Raw genomic sequence first — 20,131 nt, 5'->3', positions numbered from 1 at the left:
ACTCCGCCATCCCCCACCCAAACGGTGGCATCGCAGGCTACCTTTACGCGGACTTCACCAGCCGCCACGTCCATGGCGACATCCGTTACCTTCCAAGGCTGGCTCAAGCCCAGCAACCGCTCATAAAACTCTGTGTCCTGTATGAGGTGCAGTCTACTCAGCTCAACGAAAAATCCCACGCTCGATTACGAAGAGCCTGATTTTCCTACCGATCCTGTTGTGGGAAATGACGACTCAGGGTTCGGAGACGAAGACAACGATCCCTATGCTACGGTATCCGGGTCGCTTGCTCATGCAGCAGGCGAAATAACATCAAAGGATAGCCCAAGCATATTTGTTCCCGAAGCTGGATCAGCCAATGGCCACACGATCGAAGAGCAGGACATGTTCGGTGAATTTGCGAGATTGGAAATTGGGAGAAAATGGTACAGAATAAGTGATTACTTTAATTGGAAGACCGTCGCCAAAGTTCTAATGGCGAGCAACATCTGGACGAACAACGGCTGCTCAACCAACACAGGCAATTGAAATGAAAACTCTACTTTTTTTGACTTCATGGGTGACCCTGGCGATCTCTCCCCTCAGCCATGCTGACGACCTCCTCGATAAATGCACTTCCCACGTGTGGCGGGCAGGGACCGACATTGGGGCGCTACTTCGTGAGGCTTCAAAAAATAAGCGAGAGGACTGTGTTCAAGCACTGCTCTCCAATGCGAATTTCAATGTCCGCTCAGATGCACTGCGAGCGTCCTTTCTGCTTGAACCCAATGATCAGATAAGCATCCTGCGAAGCTCGCTTCGCAAATCATCAGTCTGGACTCCTCCGACCAAGATCGGGGAGAAGATTGCAACCTTCGATATTCTGACCGAGAAGTACATCGAGCTTTTTCAGCGGAATGGGGTGAAGGCAACAAAAGCGCAGTTAACATCTGAACAAGGAAGAGCAGAGCTTCTTAAAGCGCTGGGCGATCAGGCAGGCTCGTAGATACATGCTGGAAACTGGCCGCCGAATCGTCTCGCTGAAACAAGCATCCAGAGAGCACTGACTGAGTATGACTCCCACAGCTTGAAACTGCCAGGGTGGGGGCATCTTGAACTGGCTGCCTTAGGAGGCGCTTCAAATTGTCGTGCCGCAACAACTGTGCTGCGCGAGCTTTAATGTACGCCTCTTGAAGCCGCATTGCTCAGTGCGTGACAGATGGCCTGAACAGTTTCGCAATGCCCCGGCCATCGGACGCTGTGCGCGGTTCTTACTGAGTAAAACCAAAGTTTGAATGAACAACTACCACTGGAGTTGGACGTGGCAGAAGCTTGTGAGAACAACTTCATCCGCCGGCAAAGCAGTCCTGCACTTCAGTGCGTCAGTCGCACGACTCCTGTCATTCAACGCCAGACTAAAGCCCAGCCTTCCCATGCGAAGACATCCCAGACGGTTTACTCAGTACGCGTTACGGAAGATCGACTGAGCAAACTAAAGTTTGTACTACGAACAGTGCCCGGTTAATGAAAATCAAGGGCAATCCACACACCCTCCCGGCACCGTAGCCGCCGAAGCTTTTGCCTTGGATCGCGTCACATTGATGAGCACCAAAGTCGTGGTCAATGCCAGCACCACCACGATGGCCGCGGCGAGGCCGACGTTTGCAAGGCCATAGGAGTCCAGCACCCGCCCACCGACGATGGCTCCAAGGCCTATGCCGATGTTGGCACCAGAAATGTTCAACGAAGCCCCCAGGGCCGGAGCCTGAGTGACGGCCTTCATGACCCTCACATGGGATCCCGTAAAGAGTGCGGCCTGGCAAATCCCCCACACAACCAGCACGATGCCCAGCAGGGCGTGCTGATGGATCACCGGCACGAGCAAGGCCATGGCAACGACCATGGGGCTGCCAAAGAGAAGGGTCACACCGAGCGGTCGCTTGTCCACGATGCGGCTGGAAAGCCAGTTCCCGAGGAGGCCCACCGCGCCGAAGCCCATGAGGCACCAGCCCACCGTTGAACCATCGAACCTGGCCAGCTTCTCCAGGATGTCTGCCAAGTACGTGTAGGCGGTGAACATCCCGGCGAAAACGAGCATGGACAGGACTACGTGCCCGACAATCAGAGGATCCTTCAGTACTGCCAGCTGGCGGTTCACGGAAACGGGTTCCTCATGAGGGTGCACCGCCGGCATGAAGATCTGTAGCAGCACGGCTTTGAGCAGGGCAAGGCCCGCGAGCGCCCCAAAAAGCCACCCGCCAGCCAAAGGCATCGGAAATCAAGGTGCCAATGGGAATCCCAAAGATGGTGGCCACCACAATGCCAAATGAGACCATGAAGATGGCCTTCCCCGACTTCGCCGGTCCGGTGATGTTCACGGCGGTCTCACTGGCCAGTGACCAGAAGACCGGAAGCATGACCGCAGGGATGAACCTGGCGAACGCCATGACGCCAATGTTGGGCGAGAGCGCAGCAATCAGGTTCGACACAGCAAACAAGAGCAGGGTCGCGACAAAGAGCCGCTTGCGATCAAAGCGCGAGACCCACGCCGTGAGCGGCGGCCCCACGATGGCGACGGTGAAGGCGAACAGCGTCACCAGCAACCCGGCCTGGGAAACGGTGACCTGGAGGTCCCGCGCCATGGGCGGGAGCAACCCCACAATGACGAACTCCGTGGTGAGGATGGTGAAGCCAGCGGCGGAGAGCAAATAAATCGGGAACCAGGAGGGCCGTGGCGAAGGGGAGTCGGACATGGGAGATTTCTGATTACGCCTGACGATCGTGAAGGGGGACAAAAACTGAGGTTAAACCACAGGGACGCAGGGGGGCGGAAAACTTCAAAATCCAAAATCCAAATCTCAAAATCCGAGCTTCGATCCCGCCCCTGAATCCAACTCAATCCTGTCTGGTTTTGCCCCCCTCTGCGTTCTCTGTGCCTCTGTGGTAAAATCGGCACTACCGCCCTACTCATCAAGCACCAAAGCCACCATCAATCGTCAAGCTGGAGCCGGTGATGTAAGCCGCCTCAGCACTGGCGAGGAACGCGACGAAGGCAGCGATTTCTTCACCTTTGCCGTAGCGATCGATCGCCATGAGCTTCTTCAGGCTTTCAGCGAAGGGGCCGGTTTCGGGATTCATGTCGGTGTTCACGGGACCGGGTTGGACGTTGGTCACGGTGATGCCACGAGGGCCCAGATCGCGCGCCAGGCCTTTGGTCAGACCGGCCACGGCCGCCTTGCTCATCGCATAGACACTGCCCCCGGGGAAGGGCATACGGTCGGCATTGGTGCTGCCGATGATGATGATGCGGCCGCCCTCTTTCATGTGGCGCGAGGCTTCCTGGGAGGCCACGAACACGCCGCGGACGTTCACGGCGAAGGTACGGTCGAAGTCCTCGAGTTTGAATTCGTCCAACGGGGCCATGATGGCGACGCCGGCATTGTTCACCAGGATGTCCAGCGCACCCAGAGCTCGGACCGTTTCATCGACGGCATTCTTCACCTCTGCGGCATCCCCGCTGTCTGCCTTGATGGCGAGGGCCCTGCCACCAGCAGCCTCGATGGATTTGACCACCGCCTCTGCTTTCTCTTTGGCGCTGGTGTAGGTGATGGCCACGGAGGCTCCTTCAGCCGCAAGGCGGATGGCGATCGCCTCGCCAATGCCGCGAGATCCTCCGGTTACAAGGGCCACTTTGTTGGCGAGTCGGGCAGCAGTCGTTTCCGGTTTCATGGTCGTTCGTATTATTTACTGACTGGTACACATATCAGCGATGGACATTTCGGCGTCAACGATTAATTTACCAAAAGGTATGAAATCACTGAAAACTTCACCCTCGCCAGGCCGCCCCCGCGCCTTCGATGTCGAACAGGCGTTGGAGACGGCGATGAACCTGTTTTGGAAGCAGGGGTATGAAGGCACCTCCCTGACAGATCTGACTGACGCCATGGGGATCAACCGGCCCAGCCTGTACGCTGCCTTCGGGAACAAGGAGGAGCTCTTTCGTAAAGTGGTGAAGCGCTATGGCTCCGGTCCGGGAAGGCATGCGACGACGTCCCTGACGGAACCGACGGCCCGACAGGTGGCTGAGGCGATGATTCGCGGCTCGGTGAACCTGCTGGGGGACCCGGACCATCCGCGCGGCTGCCTCATGGTGCATGGCGCGCTGGCCTGTAGCGAGGACTCCGCTGAGGTGCAGCAGGACATGGCCGCCATGCGCTGCTCTGCCGAAACTCAGCTGTGCGAACGATTTGCCCGGGCGCAGGCAGAGGGCGATCTCCCTGCAGCAGCCGACCCCGCGGACTTGGCGCGATTCGTCCAGGCCGTGACGCAAGGGATGGCCGTGCTGGCTGCCAGTGGAGCGACCAAGGAGGAATTATCCCGTGTCGGCGAGCTGGCCATGCGGGCGTGGCCAGAGTGACCTTTGCGCCTCCGTCAGGCTACCAAGCCGAATTCCTGCTCAGCGCGGCAGACCTCAAGCCCTGCCAGACGTATGCAAGGGGACTGTGGCAACCCCCTCCTCGTCAGCCGAAACCAGCGCTCCCTCCCCTGCCCTGGTCGTGTCATCCAGCCCGATTGAGACCGCGGCGGCAAAATCACAGGAGACTGCCGCCTCAAAACCGACCCTGTTTCTCATCCTGCTGGCCTTTGCCGCGGTGTATCTGATCTGGGGCTCCACGTATCTAGGGATCCGGCTGGCCACGCAGACGATGCCACCCTTCCTCATGGCGGGCAGCCGATTTGTCATCGCGGGAGCGTTGCTCTATGGTGTACTGCGCTGGCGTGGCGAGGCCAAGCCCTCTGGGTCCTCGTGGAAGGATGCGGCCATCATCGGTGGATTGCTACTGCTCGGCGGCAACGGCGGGGTGAGCTGGGCGCAGCAATACGTGCCTACTGGCGTGGCCGCCTTGATCGTCGCTTCCGTGCCGTTGTGGATTGTGGTGACCGACTGGCTCAGGCCCAAGGGTGTGCGCCCCCAGACGGCCGTGCTGGTGGGGCTGGCGATCGGATTTGTGGGCGTGGTGTTGATGGTGCTGGGGAAGGATGCGAAGGGGCATCCCGTGGTGGTGCCGGTGGGTGCAGTGGTGCTGGTGCTCTCCACCATCACTTGGGCTCTGGGATCCATCTATTCACGCCACGCGAAGCTTCCCGGCTCGGCGCTCATGGCCATAGCCATGCAGATGATGGCGGGTGGGGGCTTGCAGCTTCTCACCGGCGTGGCGCTGGGTGAGTTGCCCCGGATGCGACTGGATCTGGTGAGCGCCTCCTCGGCCTGGGCGTTTGTTTACCTGACTCTCATCGGATCGCTGGTCGGTTTCACGGCCTATGTGTGGCTCATGCGGACATGCAGTCCGGCCCTGGTTTCTACCTATGCGTATGTGAACCCCCTGGTGGCCGTGGCCCTGGGCTGGCTGGTGCTGAAAGAACCGGTGCCGCAGGCCATGGCGACGGCGGGCGGGCTGATCCTGGTCTCGGTGGTGCTGATCACGCTGACGAGCAAGCGAAGGGCGAAGTGAGCGCTGCCACGCAGAAGGCGGGGCCGATGGGCTACTGCTTCACAACGCCCCCACAAAAGGACCACGCTCCTTGAGTATCCGGGCAAGGCGAACCTTTCACGGTTCAAGAACTAACTCCACGAGACCCCATCACCCCTTGCGGATCGGGCGGCCTTCGTCGGCGTCGATGAAGTCGAACATGGTCGCGATGTTGCCGTCTGGACTGAGGCCGGCCTCGTTGAGGCGGAAGATAAGACGGTCATGACTCTCATCACGCCACCCCCGCTTGGCCATGAAGCCGTTCCACACCTCGATCTCCTCATCGTCAGGCTGGCCGCCGTGATCGAAGACCCAGTCAAGAATTTCCTCGTCCGTGCCGCCTTCCAGCGTGCGTTTCACGAGGTCGTCATACCGGACCCCGAGGAAATGCAGGCAACGACGGTCAAACACACCCGGCTTTTCCCCCACGAAACTGGCGTAGTCGGCGGGAAGCTCCCCCAGGGCGTTGAGGCGGATTTTGTCGAGCATGCGACCGAAATAAACAATGCCACCCACTTTGTCATAGGGGCTACGGAGACCGGGAATGTGAGGCATGGAAGGAGAATAGAGAGACCGGGCGGGTTCGCACGGGATTTGTGTGAAACGAATTCAAGCGAGAGGGAGAGCCCGCACTCCCCCTGTTACGTCGCCCACTACACGGCGGGTTCAAGCTGACCGGATTTTTCCACGTTGGCCTCGCCTGCTACAGTCGGCTTCTTTCGAGGCTGCACAAGGCGGTCGAAGAACAGATACACCACTGGGGTGGTGAACAGGGTGAGCGCCTGGCTCAAGACCAGTCCACCGACGATGGCGTAGCCCAGTGGCTGCCGCAGTTCTGAGCCATCGCCATGCCCGAAGGCGAGCGGAATGCCCCCGATCATGGCGGCCAGGGTGGTCATCATGATGGGGCGGAAGCGCTTGATCGAGGCCTCATAGATGGCATCAAAAGGCGACTTGCCCCGATCTCGTTCCGCCTCGATGGCGAAGTCGATCATCATGATGGCGTTCTTCTTCACGATGCCGATGAGGAGCAGGATGCCGATGATGGCGATCACGCCCACGTCATGTCCGAAGGCCCACAAGGTGAGAAGTGCCCCCAGACCGGCGGACGGGAGCGTGGACAGGATGGTGAGCGGGTGGATGAAGCTCTCATACAGCATGCCCAGGATGATGTAGATGGCGATGATGGCCGCCGCGATCAGGTAGGGCTGTGACTTCAGCGACGACTGGAAGGCCTGGGCCGTACCCTGGAAGCTGCCGGTGAGGGACGATGGCGTGCCCATGGCTTCACGAGCGCGATCCACGGCCTCCACTGCCTGGCCCAGCGCGATGTTGGGTGCGAGGTTGAACGAGATGGTCACCGCCGGGTACTGGCCCAGGTGGTTCACGGAGAGCGGTTTCGTGCTGCTCGCGTTGAGCTTCACCAGCGAGGACAGCGGCACCTGCCCACCGGTGAGGGGGGATTTGAGAAACAACTTGTCAAACGTGGAGGGATCCTGCTGGAGTTCCGGCGGCACTTCGATGATCACCTTGTACTGGCTCACCTGGGTATAGAACTGCGTCACCTGGCGCTCGCCAAAGGCATTGTACAAGGCGGCATTGATGGCCTGCGTCTGGATGCCGAAGCGCGACGCTGCCTGGCGGTCAATCTCCAGGTTCAGGGCGGGAGAGGTGGACTCCTGGTCAGAGGTGACGTCTCGCAGCTCTGGCAGGGCTTTGAGCTTCTCCACCACGCGGGGTGCCCAGGTATTGAGTTCATCCACATCTGCATCCCGCAGGGTGTACTGGAACTGGGTCTTCGAGGTCAGGCCGCCCACATTGAGATCCTGCTGCGGCTGGAAGTACATGCTCACTCCGGGAATGGAGGCCGTCTTCTTCCGCAGTCGGGCCACGACGGCGTCCATGGAATCGCGCTCGTGGCGGTCCTTCAACGTGATCCAGTAGCGGCTGCTGTTGCCGCCGGCGCTGCTGCGCCCGCCGGAGCCGATGCGGTTCTGCATGCCCAGGATGGCGGGGTCCTCCATGAGAATCTTGCCCACCTGTTCGGCCTTCTCATACATGGAGGTGTAGGACACGTCCGGGGCACCTTCGGCCGTCACATTGAGCATGCCCGTGTCCTGGAGGGGGAAGAAGCCCTTGGGCATCTTCACAAAGACGTAGCCCGTGAGACCGATGGTGGCGACTAGCGAGAGCAGCGTGAGCCGCTGGTGACGCAGCACCACCTTCAAGATGGCCTCATACACACTCTCCATGCCGCGGAAGAGTTTTTCCAGGGTGCCATCCACCCAGCCCCGCATGGTGCTCTTCTTGGGCGGATGATGCGGATGCAGGAAGAGCGAGCACATCATGGGGATGAAGGTGAGCGAGACAAAGCCCGAGACCAGCACGGCCACCGACACCGTAACGGCAAACTCACGGAAGAGACGGCCGACAATGCCACCCATGAGCAGCACAGGAATGAACACGGCGATGAGGGAGAACGTGATCGACAGGATGGTAAAGCCAATCTCCCCCGCTCCCTTCAATGCTGCATCCATGGGCTTCATGCCCTCCTCGATGTAGCGATAGATGTTCTCCAGCATCACGATGGCGTCATCAATCACGAAGCCCACCGAGATGGTGAGCGCCATCAGTGAGAGGTTGTTGAGGCTGAAACCAATGACGTACATCACGGCAAAGGTCGCCACGATGGAGATGGGCACGACCGCGCTGGAGATGAGGGTGGCACGACCGTTGCGCAGGAAGGCAAACACCACCATGGTGACCAGGGCCACGGTGAGCACGAGGTGCAGCTCCACCTCCTCCACCGAGGCGCGGATGGTGCGGCTGCGGTCGCTCAACACATCCACCTCCATGGCAGGCGGGATGGCGGCCTTCAGCTGGGGCAGCAGTTCCTGCACGCGAGCAATCGTATCAATGACGTTGGCGTCCGCCTGCTTGCGGATCATGATGCCCACGCCCCGCTCGTTGTTGATGAGGGCCGCAGAGCGCATCTGCTCTGGCCCGTCAACGGCGCGTCCCACATCACGCACCCGGATGGGGGCTCCGTTGCGATAGGCCAGGATGAGATCGTTGTAAGGCTCCGCCTTCAGGATCTGGTCGTTGGCGTAGATTGCGATGCTCTGCTTGGGGCCGTCGAAGCTGCCTTTGGGAGAGTTCACCGTGGCGGCCGCAATGACACCGCGCACATCCTCAAGACTGAGGCCCAGTGAGGCAAGCTTGGCGGGATCCACCTGCACCCGCACGGCCGGCTTGCGCTCGCCCATGATGTCCACCTGCGCCACCCCCTCAAGCTGGGAGATCTGCTGGGCGATCACGTTGGATCCATAGTCACTGACCTCCTCCAGGGGCAGCACCTTGGAGGTGAGGCTCAGCACCAGGATGGGTGAATCAGCCGGGTTCACCTTCCGATAACTCGGGGGACTCGGGAGGTTGGTGGGCAACTGCCCTGCAGCGGCACTGATGGCAGACTGCACCTCCTGCGCGGCGGAATCGATATTGACATTCAAGTCGAACTGGATGGTGATGGACACGCTGCCCAATCCGCTCGCAGAGCTCATCTGCGTGATGCCCGGAATGAGCGCCAGCTGGTTCTCCAGCGGCGTGGCCACGGAGGAGGCCATGGTCTCCGGGCTGCCCCCGGGAAGCCGGGCCGAAACCTGGATGGTAGGGAACTCCACCTGGGGCAGCGGGGCCACGGGCAGGAGCGGAAATGCCACTAATCCCACCAGAAAAATGCCGATGGTCATCAGCGCCGTGGCCACAGGGCGACGGATGAAAGGGGTGGACATGCTCATGATACAGGGCCGGCTTTGGCGGTGCGGATCTCCGAGGCGCCATGGTTCCCCGCGGGAGCGGGCACGTTTTGCGTCTTGTCCTGCTGCGGGACGACCTGGGCCCCGGGCTTGAGTTTGCTCTGGCCCTCACGCACCACTTTCTCCCCGGCGCTGAGACCGTCCTCCACGAGGGTCGCACCTTCAAACGTCAGGCCGGTTTTCAAGGTTCGAGCCTCCACCGTGGAATCCGCCTTCACCACATAGGTGAAGGGGCCGTCGAGGCCGGGCTGAATGGATTCAGCAGGCACCACGATGGCGTTCTTGTGGGTCTCCACCAGCACGCGGGCGGAGACGAACTGGCCGGGCCAGAGGGCCAGCTTCTCATTGGTGAAGGTGGCCTTCAGCTTGAGCGTGCCGGTGTTGCTGTCGATCTGGTTGTCGATCAGCTCCAGACGGCCCTCGTCCAGCACGGTGCCATCTTCATCCAGCGCCTGGGCCACCAAAGGGGCGGCCCCGGGCTGCATGTGACGGCGGAGGAAGGGCAGGTTCTGCTGAGGCAGGGTGAAGACGAGCGAGATGGGCTTGAGCTGGGTGACGACCACGATGCCAGCCCCTTGGTTCGCGGTGACAACGTTGCCCGCATCCACGAGGCGGACCCCGGTACGCCCGGCGATGGGGGCGCGCACGGTGGTGAAGTCCAGATCAAGCTGCGCCGACTCCACCGCGGCCTGGTCCGCCTGGACCATGGCCGTGAGCTGGGCCATGGAGGCCTGCGCCTGATCCAGCACCTGCTGGCTGACGGCGTTGTTCTTCACGAGAGACTGCACCCGGGTGAGTTCGAGTTTGGCATTGGTGAGCTGCGCCTCGTCCTGCGCCTTCTTGGCCTGCGCCTGGGCGAGCACGGAGCGATAGGGACGCGGATCGATCTGCGCCAGCACATCCCCCTGCTTCACGGTCGCACCCTCGGTGAAGTTGACCTGATCCAGCGAGCCACCCACCCGCGGACGGACGGTGACGGTGTTGAATGCTTGAACCGAACCAATCCCAGTGAGCCAGACGGGTACATCCCGGGACTCTGCCTGGGCCACCAGCACGGCTACCGCCTGGGGGCCAGAAGGTTTTGCACCGGCTTGCCCAGCACCCGCACCGGAACCAGAAGCCCGCGCCCGCCAGAACACAGCAGCTCCGGCTGCCACCAGGACCAACAGAAACAAAAACCAGCGTGTCTTTTTCATGCGAGAAAGCTTGAACACCCATCTGGAGGGCGCCAGGGGGAGGCCCCCATCCAGACGATGCTACCCATAAAGGATAACATAAGGAACCGGGTGAAGCTTGCCATCCGGCCGCCTTTATTGTCGCGATTTGTCGCGGATGGAGCGGGGCTGACACACTTTGATACAATTTCAACTACACCCGCCCGGCGTCACTCTAGTATCCTTTTCAGGTAACGATGAACCCTCCGGACCCTGCCCCTCTCATCTCCGTGGTGGATGACCACGGGGAGATCCGCGAACTGGTAGTACGCTATCTCAGCCAGCATGGGTTCCGCGTCGCGGCCGCCAAAGATGCCGCCGACTTCCGCCAGCAACTGGAAAAAGCGAAGCCGGACCTGGTGGTGCTGGATATCATGATGCCCGGCGAGGACGGGCTGGCCCTGTGCCGCCACCTCCGGGCAGAGACGCAGATCCCCATCATCTTTCTCACCGCCATGGCGGAGGATGCTGACCGCATTGTGGGTCTGGAGCTGGGCGCGGATGACTACTTGGTGAAACCCTTCAACCCCCGCGAACTGCTGGCCCGCATTCGCGCCGTGCTACGGCGCGTAGGCACCCTGCCGGAGATCCGCAGTGCGCACCAAGCCATGCAGGTGCGGTTTGGGGACAAGGTCCTGGATGTGCGCCGGCATGAGGTGACCGGGTCAGATGGGGTGGCCATCCCACTGAGCACGGCGGAGTTCCGGCTGCTCTGTGTCTTTCTGGATCATCCGGGCAAGGTGCTGAACCGTGATGCTCTGTTGGACCTTACCAGCGGAAGAGAGGCGGACGTCTGGGACCGCAGCATCGACAACCAGGTGAGCCGGCTGCGCCGGAAGATCGAGCCGGACTCCAAGAACCCCACCCTGATCAAAACCCACTGGGGAGACGGCTATTGCTTCACGGGGAAGGCGGTGGCGGAGTGAGGGCCTTCTGGACGCGAAGTCTGATCGGCCAGTGGATCATGGTAATGCTGCTGGCTCTGGGCATCTCCCAGACGCTGTTCTATTTCATCTTCCGCGCAGAGCAGATGCGGTCCCTCCGGGAGGTGCGGCGGGAGGAGTTCCTGGCGCGCACGGCCTCGGTGGTGCGCCTGGTGAACACGGTGGGTCCCGAGCAGCACCCTGAGATCCTGGGTGCCGCCAATACACCGGTGGTGCGGTTCTGGTTTACCACCGCCCCCATTGAAGATCCGATGGCCTGGCAGAATGAGGGCCGCAAGAAAATGCTGGAGCCCCCCCGCCCCCCGGCGGCAGCGGATCTCCCCCCTCAGGCGGACGCGACATGGAACAAGCAACACGTTGAGGAACGACCAGAGACGGCGAACGCGAGGCTGATGCATCTGGAGGACTGGAACGGCTTCGGACTGCAGATGCCCGTGGGTCCGAATCTGTGGCTGCAAGGTGTGTATGCCAAGCCTGCCTCCACCGGCCCCCCATGGTACTACCATCTTTCCATGGGCATCTCGGCAGTGCTGCTCACCCTGGGGGCCGTCATGCTCGTCCGCCGGGTGGGCCGCCCTCTGGAGAGACTCACCGAGGCCGCTGAAAAAGTGGGCCGCGGTGAAGAAATGGCTCCGCTGCCGGAAGAAGGTGCCGACGACATCCGCCACACCACTGCGGCCTTCAACCGGATGCAGGAGCGACTGCGCCGTTTTGTACAGGATCGAACCCAGATGGTGGCCGCCATGAGCCACGATCTGCGTACGCCCATCACCTCCATGCGCCTGCGGGCGGAGTTCATCTCGGACGCTGACACGCGGGAAAAGATCATCGCCACGCTGGATGAGATGAAAGCCATCGCGGAGTCCACCCTGGCATTCGCCCGGGAAGAGGCGACGACGGAGCCCACCCGAAATGTGGACCTGAACGCCCTGCTGGAGAGCCTCTGCGACGATCTCGCCGACCTCGGCTGGGATGTCACCTTCGCCCCCGGCGACCGGACTCCCTGGCGCTGCCGGCCCGATGCCCTCCGACGGGCGGTGCGCAACGTGGTGGAAAACTCCGTGCGCTACGGCCAGCGCGCGCGCGTGGGCCTGGAAATTCGCGAACAACGGGCTCTCATCACCGTGGACGATGACGGCACCGGCATTCCCGCTGAGGATAGCGAGCGGGTGTTCAACCCCTTCGTGCGTCTGGAGAGTTCAAGGAATCGCGGCACCGGCGGCGTGGGTCTTGGCCTTTCCATCGCCCGCACCATTATCCGCAGCCATGGTGGAGACATCGCCCTGGCCAATCGTCCTGGCGGCGGTCTGCGCGCGACCATTGAACTGCCCAACGACTGACCCGCCCGCCGCCGCACCGGATCAGTTTTTCGCCAGTCTTTCCTCGAACTCGCTCCGCACCAGGGGCGAGAGGGCTTCGATCTTCAGTGCCCGGCGCAAGTCTTCTGGAGTGCCTTCGTGCAACCGGTGCATGCCCAGCAGGGCTCGAACTGTGATGCCCTCCGGATCCCGCTCCAGGACCTCGACCGAGTCCCCTGCCGCCACCGTCCCGCTCTCCACGACGCGATAGTAGAATCCGCTGCGTCCGCTCTGTAGAAACGGCTTCAAGATATCGGGCCGATTCAGCTTGTGCCCCAGCTTGAAACAGGGGATGCGCTCGCAGGTGACCTGCAAGACCGTTCCACCGATCCGGTGGACATCGCCAATGCACACCTCTGTTTCCAGCAAGCCACTGACGGTGAGATTCTCCCCAAAGGTCCCTGGTTCCAGGTGTTCACGATCCAGGGCCTGCTGCCAGTGCAGGTAGTGCTCTGCGGGGTAAGCGTACACGGCCTGATACGGGCCCCCGTGCACCTTTAGATCGGCCTGCCCATCCTCTTCCAATCCCAGGGAGTGCACCATGACCGCGGCATCGACCGGCTCTTTGTAGATGCCAGTGGGAACTTCTTTGCCATTCACCTCGACGAGGCGGACCAAGGACCGATTGACGGAGAGTACCTTCATGGGATGCAGGGATGGGGCCTGCATCGTGAAGAAAGAACAATGCCATCCCACCCCCTCAAAGCGCCGCAGACCAGCTAAGACGAGAACCGCGGCTGACGGCCTTCGTCCATGTCATGCAGGTCCACATACGTCTGAATGTCGTTGCGGTCCTGCCAGCCGTTGGCTGCCTTGGCCTCGATGATCCCCGGTGAGCCGTTGTCGCGCCAGCCGCGTTTGATCAGGAAGGAATTCCACACCAGAATCTGCTCATCGTTGGGAAATTTGCGATCCCGGAAACACCAGGCGAGCAACTCCTCATTGGTGCCGCCTTCCAGCGTACGTGCCTCCAGCAGGTCGTAATCCACCTCCCAGAAGCGGCAGAAGCGCGCGTCCAGGCAGGTCAGATCCATGAACCCACGCAGATAGTCAGGGGCCAGCTTGCCCGCAGCATGCAGGCGGATCTTGTCCACCATGCGGGCAAAGAAGACGATGCCGGAAGTTTCCTCGTAGTCGCTGACAGGGAGCTGGTAACTCATGGGATAACTTGATCAGGGGCGGGAAATTGGCAAGGAACTGGTGGTTCCAGTTCCTCTTTGGTCGTCATGCCCCAACGGTACGTCTGCCGGATCGGGAGTGGTTTCCGCCTAGTCCAGGCAGACATCCAGAATGCTCAGCATCCGCCTGTTCGTCGCGGCGTCTTTGACGGCGAAACGGAGGGCATGGGTGCCCAGCTGGCTGCCCATGCCGGCGGCATCGCGGAGATAGAGGCCGAAGCCACGGCAGGCCTGGACCACCTCTGCGGCGGAGGGACCTTCGGACGGGAGATGGGTAAGCAGATAGTTGGCGGCACCGGGGATCACGTGGAAGCCGCGGTAGCGCAGGGCAGCGGCCAGATTCTCCCGCAGTTCCCGGGTCTCGGCCCATCGGGCGGTGTAATAGGCGGGACTCTGGAGCGCCCGGACCGCCGCGACCTGGGAGGGCAGGCTCACCACCCACGGCGGCGTCCAGGCACGCAGCTCCTCGAGCTGATGCACGGCGGCGCAAAGATAAGCCACCCTGGCCCCACTCAGAGCGTAGGCCTTGGACATGGACTTGCAGACGATCAGATTCTCGCTCTGGGCGGCGGCAGTCTCCAGAGACTGGGCCGGATCCACAAAGTCCACGTACGTTTCATCGATCCATACCCGCGTGGAGGCCGGTGCAGCGGCGAGGGTCTGAAGCAGGTTCTGCCGGGTGATGTGTCTGCCCGTGGGGCTGTTCGGATTCACCAGCACCACGAGATCATACCCACGGCCCAAGGCGGCCTTCAGGGTCTCCAGCGGCACCTCGTAGCGGTCCTCGCGCTTCAAGGTGAGGCGGTCCACCTGGCAGCGGATGACCTTCTCCAGCACGTGCGCATACTCACCATAGGTGGGATCCAGCAGCAACACGCGGGAGGCAGGTGTGAGCCAGCGGGAGAAGGCGCGGAAGATCAGATCGGACGAGCCTGCCCCGGGCAGGAGCTGCGAGGGTCTCACCCCACGGGCGGTGGCGATGACTTCCAGCAGACCGCCACAGTCGGTGGGTGGCGAGGTGCGCAGCAGCCAGGGCAGATGCCGTTCCAGAGTTTCCTGAACCGCTGGCGCGGGAGAATACCAGGCATCCAGCACATCCGCGTTGATGATGCCTTGGGCGGAATCCAGGCGGTCGAAGCGTGGACCGATCCGGTCAAAAAACGCGCCTCCATGAAAACAGGCCGCCGGTTTGCGGAAGGTGATGCCGAGCTGCCAGTTCACATGACGCTCCAGGCGATCCAGCAAGCCGGTCATGCGGTCCGTCTCCCGGTGGAGTGCCTCTACCGGGGCATGCAGCAGGCGATAGGTCACCGCGCCCGACTTCACACTGGCATCGCAGTCACGCAACCCCGCCTTCACATAGATGGAAAGTACCTCCTCCCGGCCGATAGCCATGATGTGCGTGCCACCCCGCGACTCCACCCAGCGCAGCGCCCCGTACATGAGCAGGGCGGCGGTTTCGGATCCGCGACTGGCCTTCAGCACCGTGAGCAGGCGCACTTCGTAGAGCCCGGTGTGAACAGGAAATGGCAGTTCCCCACGGCTGAAGTATTTGTCGATGGAGTACGAAGGGCTCTCCGGTGGGGTGATGCTGATAAATCCGGCGAGGCCACCGTCCATCTCCAGCACGAGGTAATGATTGGTGGCGTCCAGGCGATCCGTAAGCTTGCCGGTTGGATTTGCCGGATGCTGCCCTATCTCCTGGGCATAAACCTCGTGCCGGATGGCGGAGATGCGTTCGCGATCCGCCTGGGTGGCGGGGCGGAGGGTCATGCGGGACCCGTGGTCCCGGTCGGAGCGGTCAGCCGTCAGGTGGGGAGTCCGGTAGAGCGTTTGCATGCCGGCCACTCTGGAGAGAGGCGGCGGAGCCCGCGACTTGATAAAATCAATGGCACTATTGACCGGGCCAATACACCATCAGTCCACTTTATGAACCTGCCCCGCCTCCTGTTGAACACACTCGCGAGCGCCAGCATGTTTCTCCTGTGTGGCCATGGAGCCGAGCCTCTGCCCGCCTTCTCACAAGAATGTCGAATCCTCTTCCAAGGTGACTCCATTACGGACGGAAATCGCGGGCGGACGGCGGATCCGAATCATATTCTGGGTCACGGCTATGCTTTTATCATTGCGGCCAAACACGGTGCCGCGTTCCCCTCCCAGAAGCTCACCTTTCTGAACCGTGGCATCAGTGGCAACAAGGTATCCGATCTGACCGCGCGCTGGCAAAAGGACACTCTCGACCTGAAGCCAGATCTTTTGAGCATCCTCATCGGGGTGAACGACGACGGGCGCAACGTTCCCATGGCGGAGTACGAGGCGGGCTACGACAGGCTGCTCACTGAGACCAAGGCTGCACTTCCAGGAGTCAAGCTCGTGCTCGGTGAACCCTTCCTTCTGCCCGTCGGCAAAAAGAAAGAGAACTGGGAGGCGGCAAAAGCCAGCATTGAACAACGTCAGACCATCGTGGCCAAACTAGCGGCAAAGCACGGGGCCGCCCTGGTAAAGTATCAGCAGGCATTCGATGAGGCCTGCAAGCGGGCTCCTGCCGACTACTGGATCTGGGATGGGGTGCACCCCACCTATGCAGGACATCAAGTGATGGCTGATGCTTGGGAGGCAACGGTCAGGGCATTCTGGAAATGATCAAAGCAAGAGCAGGCGCATCGCCAGAAATGGCTCCAGATTGACGCAAGTCTGGTGCTGGGCAGGTCGTTTACGGGGCTTCCCGTCCTGCCATGGCTGCACGCTTCCGTTTTCCCCTCCACCTCATCGCCCTGCTCTGTGGCTTCATTGCCGCGTGTGGCGGGGCGCACGCGGCCCCCAATGTGCTCTTCATCGCCATTGACGACCTGCGCAATGATCTGGGAGCCTTGGGGAACGAGCGCGCCCGGACTCCCAAGATGGATGCCTTTGCCCGCACGGCACGCACCTTCAGTCACCACTATGTGCAGGTGCCCACATGCGGCGCATCGCGTTGCACCCTGTTGAGAGGGCGCTATCCGGAAACTGCCGCGCAACTGGGCAACGGCGCTATCGCCAGCACCCAGAGCCAATGGGGAGACGCCAATCTGCCGGCATGGTTCCAGCGTCACGGCTACAAGACGTATGCGATGGGCAAAATCACGCACCATCCCGGCGGTCGCACCGGCAAGTTGTGGGCGGAGGGTCCCGAAGAGTTGCCGGGTTCATGGGACAGGTGCTGGATTCCCGAGACGCCTTGGGGAGCCCCGCAGCATCTCATGCATGGCACCGCCAACGGCAAACCCAGAGTACCAGGGGTGACGCTGCCGTTGGAGTCCTTTGACGGCCCGGACCATTCCTATCCAGATGCCTTCGTAGCGGATGAGGCAGAGCGCATGCTGATGGGGCTAACCACGTCTCAAAGCCCCTGGTTTCTCGCCGTGGGCTTCTTCAAACCCCACCTGCCCTTTGCCTGCCCCAAGTCCTACTTTGATCTTCAAGGAATGGCTCCCTTCCCAGCCCCGGGGGAGGCGGCAGCCGCGAAGCCCGGCTGGCCCTCCACCTGGCACAGAAGCGGCGAGTTTCATGGAAACTACGCCCGGCTCGCCACGGACGGCACGGACCCGTTCCCCGAAGTGGCGGCAGAGGTACGGCGGGCCTATGCCGCCTGTGTCAGCTATGTGGATGCCCAGGTGGGCCGGGTGCTGACCACCCTGGAAAAACTGCACCTGGATGACAACACCATCGTCGTCATCTGGAGTGATCACGGCTTTCTGCTCGGAGAACACAACATCTGGGGCAAGCACTGCCTGTTTGAAAAGGCCCTGGTCAGCCCCCTGTTGATCCGTCACCCGAAGATGAATGCCCCGGGCGTCACGACCAAAGCGGTGGTGGAGACGGTGGACCTCTTCCCGACACTGACGGATCTCTGCGGATTGCCTGCACCAAAGGGGCTCGATGGAAGGAGTCTTCGTCCCCAGATGGAGTCTCCCGCCACCCCTTCCAGCAAACCGGCGCGAGCCTGGTGGACACAGGGATGGCGCACGCTGCGCGATGACCGGTGGCGCATCAGCTCGCGACCCGGCATCAAAGAGCAGCCTGCCGCAGTCGAGCTTTTCGATTATCAGACCGATCCGGATGAAACGCGCAATCTGGCCGGCGAACATCCGGAAGTCGTCTCCAGGCTGATGGCCCGACTCCATGAGCTGCCTCCTATACCTGTAGCGGCTGGCACCAAGCCCAGTGGTGAGTGAGCCCCCTTGCGCTGAGCTCGTTGAGTCACCGTCTTCCGCATTCCCCTTTTGATCCCCATGTCCCGTTTCTTCCTTGCCGTCCTGCTGCCACTGATCTTTGCATCTTGCTTCAGCTCTCTAAGGGCTGCGCCGGACCGTCCCAACATCCTCTGGGTGACCAGCGAAGACAACAGCCCCTATCTGGGCTGCTACAAGGATGCCCTGGCCCTGACGCCAAATCTGGACAAGCTGGCCGCGGAAGGGGTTCGATACCGCAACGCTTTTGCCAACGCTCCGGTTTGCTCCGCCTCGCGAAGCACCCTCATCACCGGCATGCATGCCTCTACCCTGGGAGTGCAAAACCATCGCAGTCAGGTGGCCATTCCACCCGGCTTCCAGCTCTACCCGGAAGTGCTGCGCTCCGCCGGCTACTTCTGCACCAACAACGTCAAAACGGACTACAATGTGGAGGGTTCGAGGAGCAATCTCTGGAACGAGAGCAGCAAGCAGGCCCACTACCGGCACCGCACTCCGGGGCAGCCGTTCTTCGCCGTCTTCAACTTCACTTCCAGCCATGAAAGCCAGGTGGCCCCCAAGAAGGGCAAGGAAACCTTCCGCGTGCCGCCTGAGAAGATCGTCCTGCCGCCCTACCATCCGGACACGCCGGACATCCGGCGGGACTGGGCCAACTACTACGACCAGATCACCCTCATGGACAGCCAGGTGGGCGAGGTGCTCAAGGAGCTGGAGAAGGAAGGACTGGCGAATGACACGATCGTCTTCTACTACGGCGATCACGGTGGCGCGCTGCCGGGAGGCAAACGCCATCTGCATGACTCTGGTACCCGCGTGCCTCTGATCATCCGCATTCCGGAAAAATGGGCCGCGTGGCGTCCGGAAGCACCCGGCGGCTGGGTGAATCAGCCAGTGTGCTTCACCGATTTCCCCGCCACGGTCTTCAGCCTGTGCGGCGTGGCCCAACCCGCGAACTACGAGGGGCGCGCCTTTCTGGGCAACAACAAGACGTTGCCACGAGATCACGTCTTCCTCTTCAGAGGCCGCATGGATGAGCGGTATGATACCGCTCGCGCCATCCGCACCGGCAGTCACCTCTACATTCGCAACTACAGTCCCCACCGGCCCTGGGGTCAGCCCTACAGCTACCCATTTGAAGTGCAGCCCAGCATGCGCTCCTGGTTCGCGGAATATCAGGCAGGCCGGTGCAATCCCGCGCAGTCGGCCTACTGGCAGCCGAAGTCAGGAGAGGAACTCTATGATGTCAATGCGGACCCCTATGATGTAAACAACCTGGCCGCAGCGCCAGAGCAGGGAACGCGGCTGCTGGAGATGGAGAAGCTCTTGCGTCAGGAGCTGATTCAGACACGGGACACCGGCTTCATCCCGGAAGGCATGTACACGCGCCTCGCGGGGGACAAAACACTGTATGACTACGCTCGAAGCAGCGACTATCCGCTGGAGCGCATCATTGATGTGGCCAATGCAGCGAGCACCGGAAAAGTGGACGACCTGCCGACGCTGACCAACGCCCTGGTGGATCCCCATCCCGTCATCCGATACTGGGGGGCGACCGGCTGCCTGATCCTGAAAGAAAAAGCGGCAGCGAACAAAGAATGCCTGCTAACGCTGGCGAAATCAGATGAATGGCCCGATGTCCGGGTGGTGGCGGCTGAGGCGTTGGCTTGGATGCAGGAGGAACGGGTGGGACTGGCGACGCTGAAGGAGGTGATCTCCAACGGAAATGCCCATGAAACACTCGCAGCCCTGAATGCGTTGGACTTTCTGACGGATGCCGGACACGTGCCGCTGGAGGAGGCCCAGGCAGTCGTGCGCGGACTGTCATTCAAGGAGCCCGCGGGCCGCATCCAGCGCCGTCTTTTGGAGCGTTCGCGATAATTCTG

General features: G+C 61.5%; 15 protein-coding genes and 2 pseudogenes. 8 read left to right on the top strand and 9 right to left on the bottom strand.

Annotation, left to right across the window (positions count from 1 at the left end):
* Window positions 1–143, bottom strand: a pseudogene (locus BV034_RS35615) (ISL3 family transposase); the annotation flags it as partial.
* A gap of 386 nt (window positions 144–529) precedes the next feature.
* On the opposite strand from BV034_RS35615, the gene BV034_RS03770 reads away from it, so the two are divergent.
* Complete coding sequence (locus tag BV034_RS03770; protein ID WP_050024256.1) at window positions 530–985, top strand: hypothetical protein; 456 nt, start codon at window positions 530–532, stop codon at window positions 983–985.
* Window positions 986–1,510: 525 nt separating this feature from the next.
* Here BV034_RS03770 and BV034_RS36785 read toward each other — a convergent pair.
* Together BV034_RS36785 and BV034_RS03760 are read right to left on the bottom strand one after the other, a co-directional pair.
* Window positions 1,511–2,732 (bottom strand): annotated as a pseudogene (locus tag BV034_RS36785) (MFS transporter).
* Window positions 2,733–2,949: 217 nt separating this feature from the next.
* Window positions 2,950–3,708: a 3-oxoacyl-ACP reductase family protein gene (locus BV034_RS03760; protein WP_050024254.1), complete on the bottom strand. Its 759-nt coding sequence runs from the start codon at window positions 3,706–3,708 to the stop codon at window positions 2,950–2,952.
* 79 nt (window positions 3,709–3,787) lie between these two features.
* Between BV034_RS03760 and BV034_RS03755 the strand changes: the two genes are divergently transcribed.
* A complete protein-coding gene (locus tag BV034_RS03755; protein WP_050024253.1) occupies window positions 3,788–4,396 on the top strand; it encodes a TetR/AcrR family transcriptional regulator in 609 nt (202 codons plus the stop codon).
* A 139-nt stretch (window positions 4,397–4,535) separates the two neighbouring features.
* Window positions 4,536–5,492 carry an EamA family transporter gene (locus BV034_RS03750; RefSeq protein WP_265592588.1) on the top strand — a complete coding sequence of 319 codons (957 nt, stop codon included), beginning with the start codon at window positions 4,536–4,538 and terminating at the stop codon, window positions 5,490–5,492.
* A gap of 129 nt (window positions 5,493–5,621) precedes the next feature.
* Here the strand turns inward: BV034_RS03750 and BV034_RS03745 are convergent, their stop codons facing one another.
* The 3 genes from BV034_RS03745 to BV034_RS03735 all read right to left on the bottom strand — a co-directional run bounded on the left by BV034_RS03745 (window position 5,622) and on the right by BV034_RS03735 (window position 10,521).
* Window positions 5,622–6,065, bottom strand: coding sequence for a DUF5069 domain-containing protein (locus BV034_RS03745; protein ID WP_050024252.1), 444 nt, complete (start codon window positions 6,063–6,065; stop codon window positions 5,622–5,624).
* Window positions 6,066–6,163: 98 nt separating this feature from the next.
* Window positions 6,164–9,307: an efflux RND transporter permease subunit gene (locus BV034_RS03740; RefSeq protein WP_050024251.1), complete on the bottom strand. Its 3,144-nt coding sequence runs from the start codon at window positions 9,305–9,307 to the stop codon at window positions 6,164–6,166.
* Window positions 9,304–10,521: an efflux RND transporter periplasmic adaptor subunit gene (locus BV034_RS03735; RefSeq protein ID WP_050024250.1), complete on the bottom strand. Its 1,218-nt coding sequence runs from the start codon at window positions 10,519–10,521 to the stop codon at window positions 9,304–9,306. The genes BV034_RS03740 and BV034_RS03735 overlap by 4 nt, the downstream gene beginning before the upstream one ends.
* A 215-nt stretch (window positions 10,522–10,736) precedes the next feature.
* On the opposite strand from BV034_RS03735, the gene BV034_RS03730 reads away from it, so the two are divergent.
* Together BV034_RS03730 and BV034_RS03725 are read left to right on the top strand one after the other, a co-directional pair.
* Window positions 10,737–11,465, top strand: a complete 729-nt coding sequence (locus BV034_RS03730; RefSeq protein ID WP_050024249.1) for a response regulator — start codon at window positions 10,737–10,739, stop codon at window positions 11,463–11,465.
* A gap of 38 nt (window positions 11,466–11,503) precedes the next feature.
* On the top strand, window positions 11,504–12,823 hold the full coding sequence (locus tag BV034_RS03725; RefSeq protein WP_265592587.1) for an ATP-binding protein: 1,320 nt from the start codon (window positions 11,504–11,506) through the stop codon (window positions 12,821–12,823).
* A gap of 21 nt (window positions 12,824–12,844) precedes the next feature.
* Here the strand turns inward: BV034_RS03725 and BV034_RS03720 are convergent, their stop codons facing one another.
* The 3 genes from BV034_RS03720 to BV034_RS03710 form a co-directional block, all read right to left on the bottom strand.
* Complete coding sequence (locus BV034_RS03720; protein WP_050024275.1) at window positions 12,845–13,486, bottom strand: MOSC domain-containing protein; 642 nt, start codon at window positions 13,484–13,486, stop codon at window positions 12,845–12,847.
* 74 nt (window positions 13,487–13,560) lie between these two features.
* Window positions 13,561–14,001, bottom strand: coding sequence for a DUF5069 domain-containing protein (locus BV034_RS03715; protein WP_050024246.1), 441 nt, complete (start codon window positions 13,999–14,001; stop codon window positions 13,561–13,563).
* A 108-nt stretch (window positions 14,002–14,109) separates the two neighbouring features.
* Complete coding sequence (locus tag BV034_RS03710) at window positions 14,110–15,858, bottom strand: histidinol-phosphate transaminase (protein WP_050024244.1); 1,749 nt, start codon at window positions 15,856–15,858, stop codon at window positions 14,110–14,112.
* A gap of 90 nt (window positions 15,859–15,948) precedes the next feature.
* On the opposite strand from BV034_RS03710, the gene BV034_RS03705 reads away from it, so the two are divergent.
* The 3 genes from BV034_RS03705 (at window position 15,949) to BV034_RS03695 (ending at window position 20,126) form a co-directional block, all read left to right on the top strand.
* Window positions 15,949–16,662 (top strand): SGNH/GDSL hydrolase family protein, encoded by a 714-nt coding sequence (locus BV034_RS03705; RefSeq protein WP_265592586.1) that lies wholly within the window; start codon window positions 15,949–15,951, stop codon window positions 16,660–16,662.
* A gap of 92 nt (window positions 16,663–16,754) precedes the next feature.
* A complete protein-coding gene (locus BV034_RS03700; protein WP_050024243.1) occupies window positions 16,755–18,233 on the top strand; it encodes a sulfatase in 1,479 nt (492 codons plus the stop codon).
* A 57-nt stretch (window positions 18,234–18,290) separates the two neighbouring features.
* On the top strand, window positions 18,291–20,126 hold the full coding sequence (locus BV034_RS03695; protein ID WP_050024241.1) for a sulfatase-like hydrolase/transferase: 1,836 nt from the start codon (window positions 18,291–18,293) through the stop codon (window positions 20,124–20,126).
* The last annotated feature ends 5 nt before the right edge of the window (window positions 20,127–20,131 follow it).

Source organism: Verrucomicrobium sp. BvORR034, assembly GCF_000739635.1.
Lineage (GTDB): Bacteria > Verrucomicrobiota > Verrucomicrobiia > Verrucomicrobiales > Verrucomicrobiaceae > Verrucomicrobium.
The sequence above is the reverse complement of the archived record's forward strand: the minus strand, read 5'-3'. Positions and strand labels throughout refer to the sequence as shown.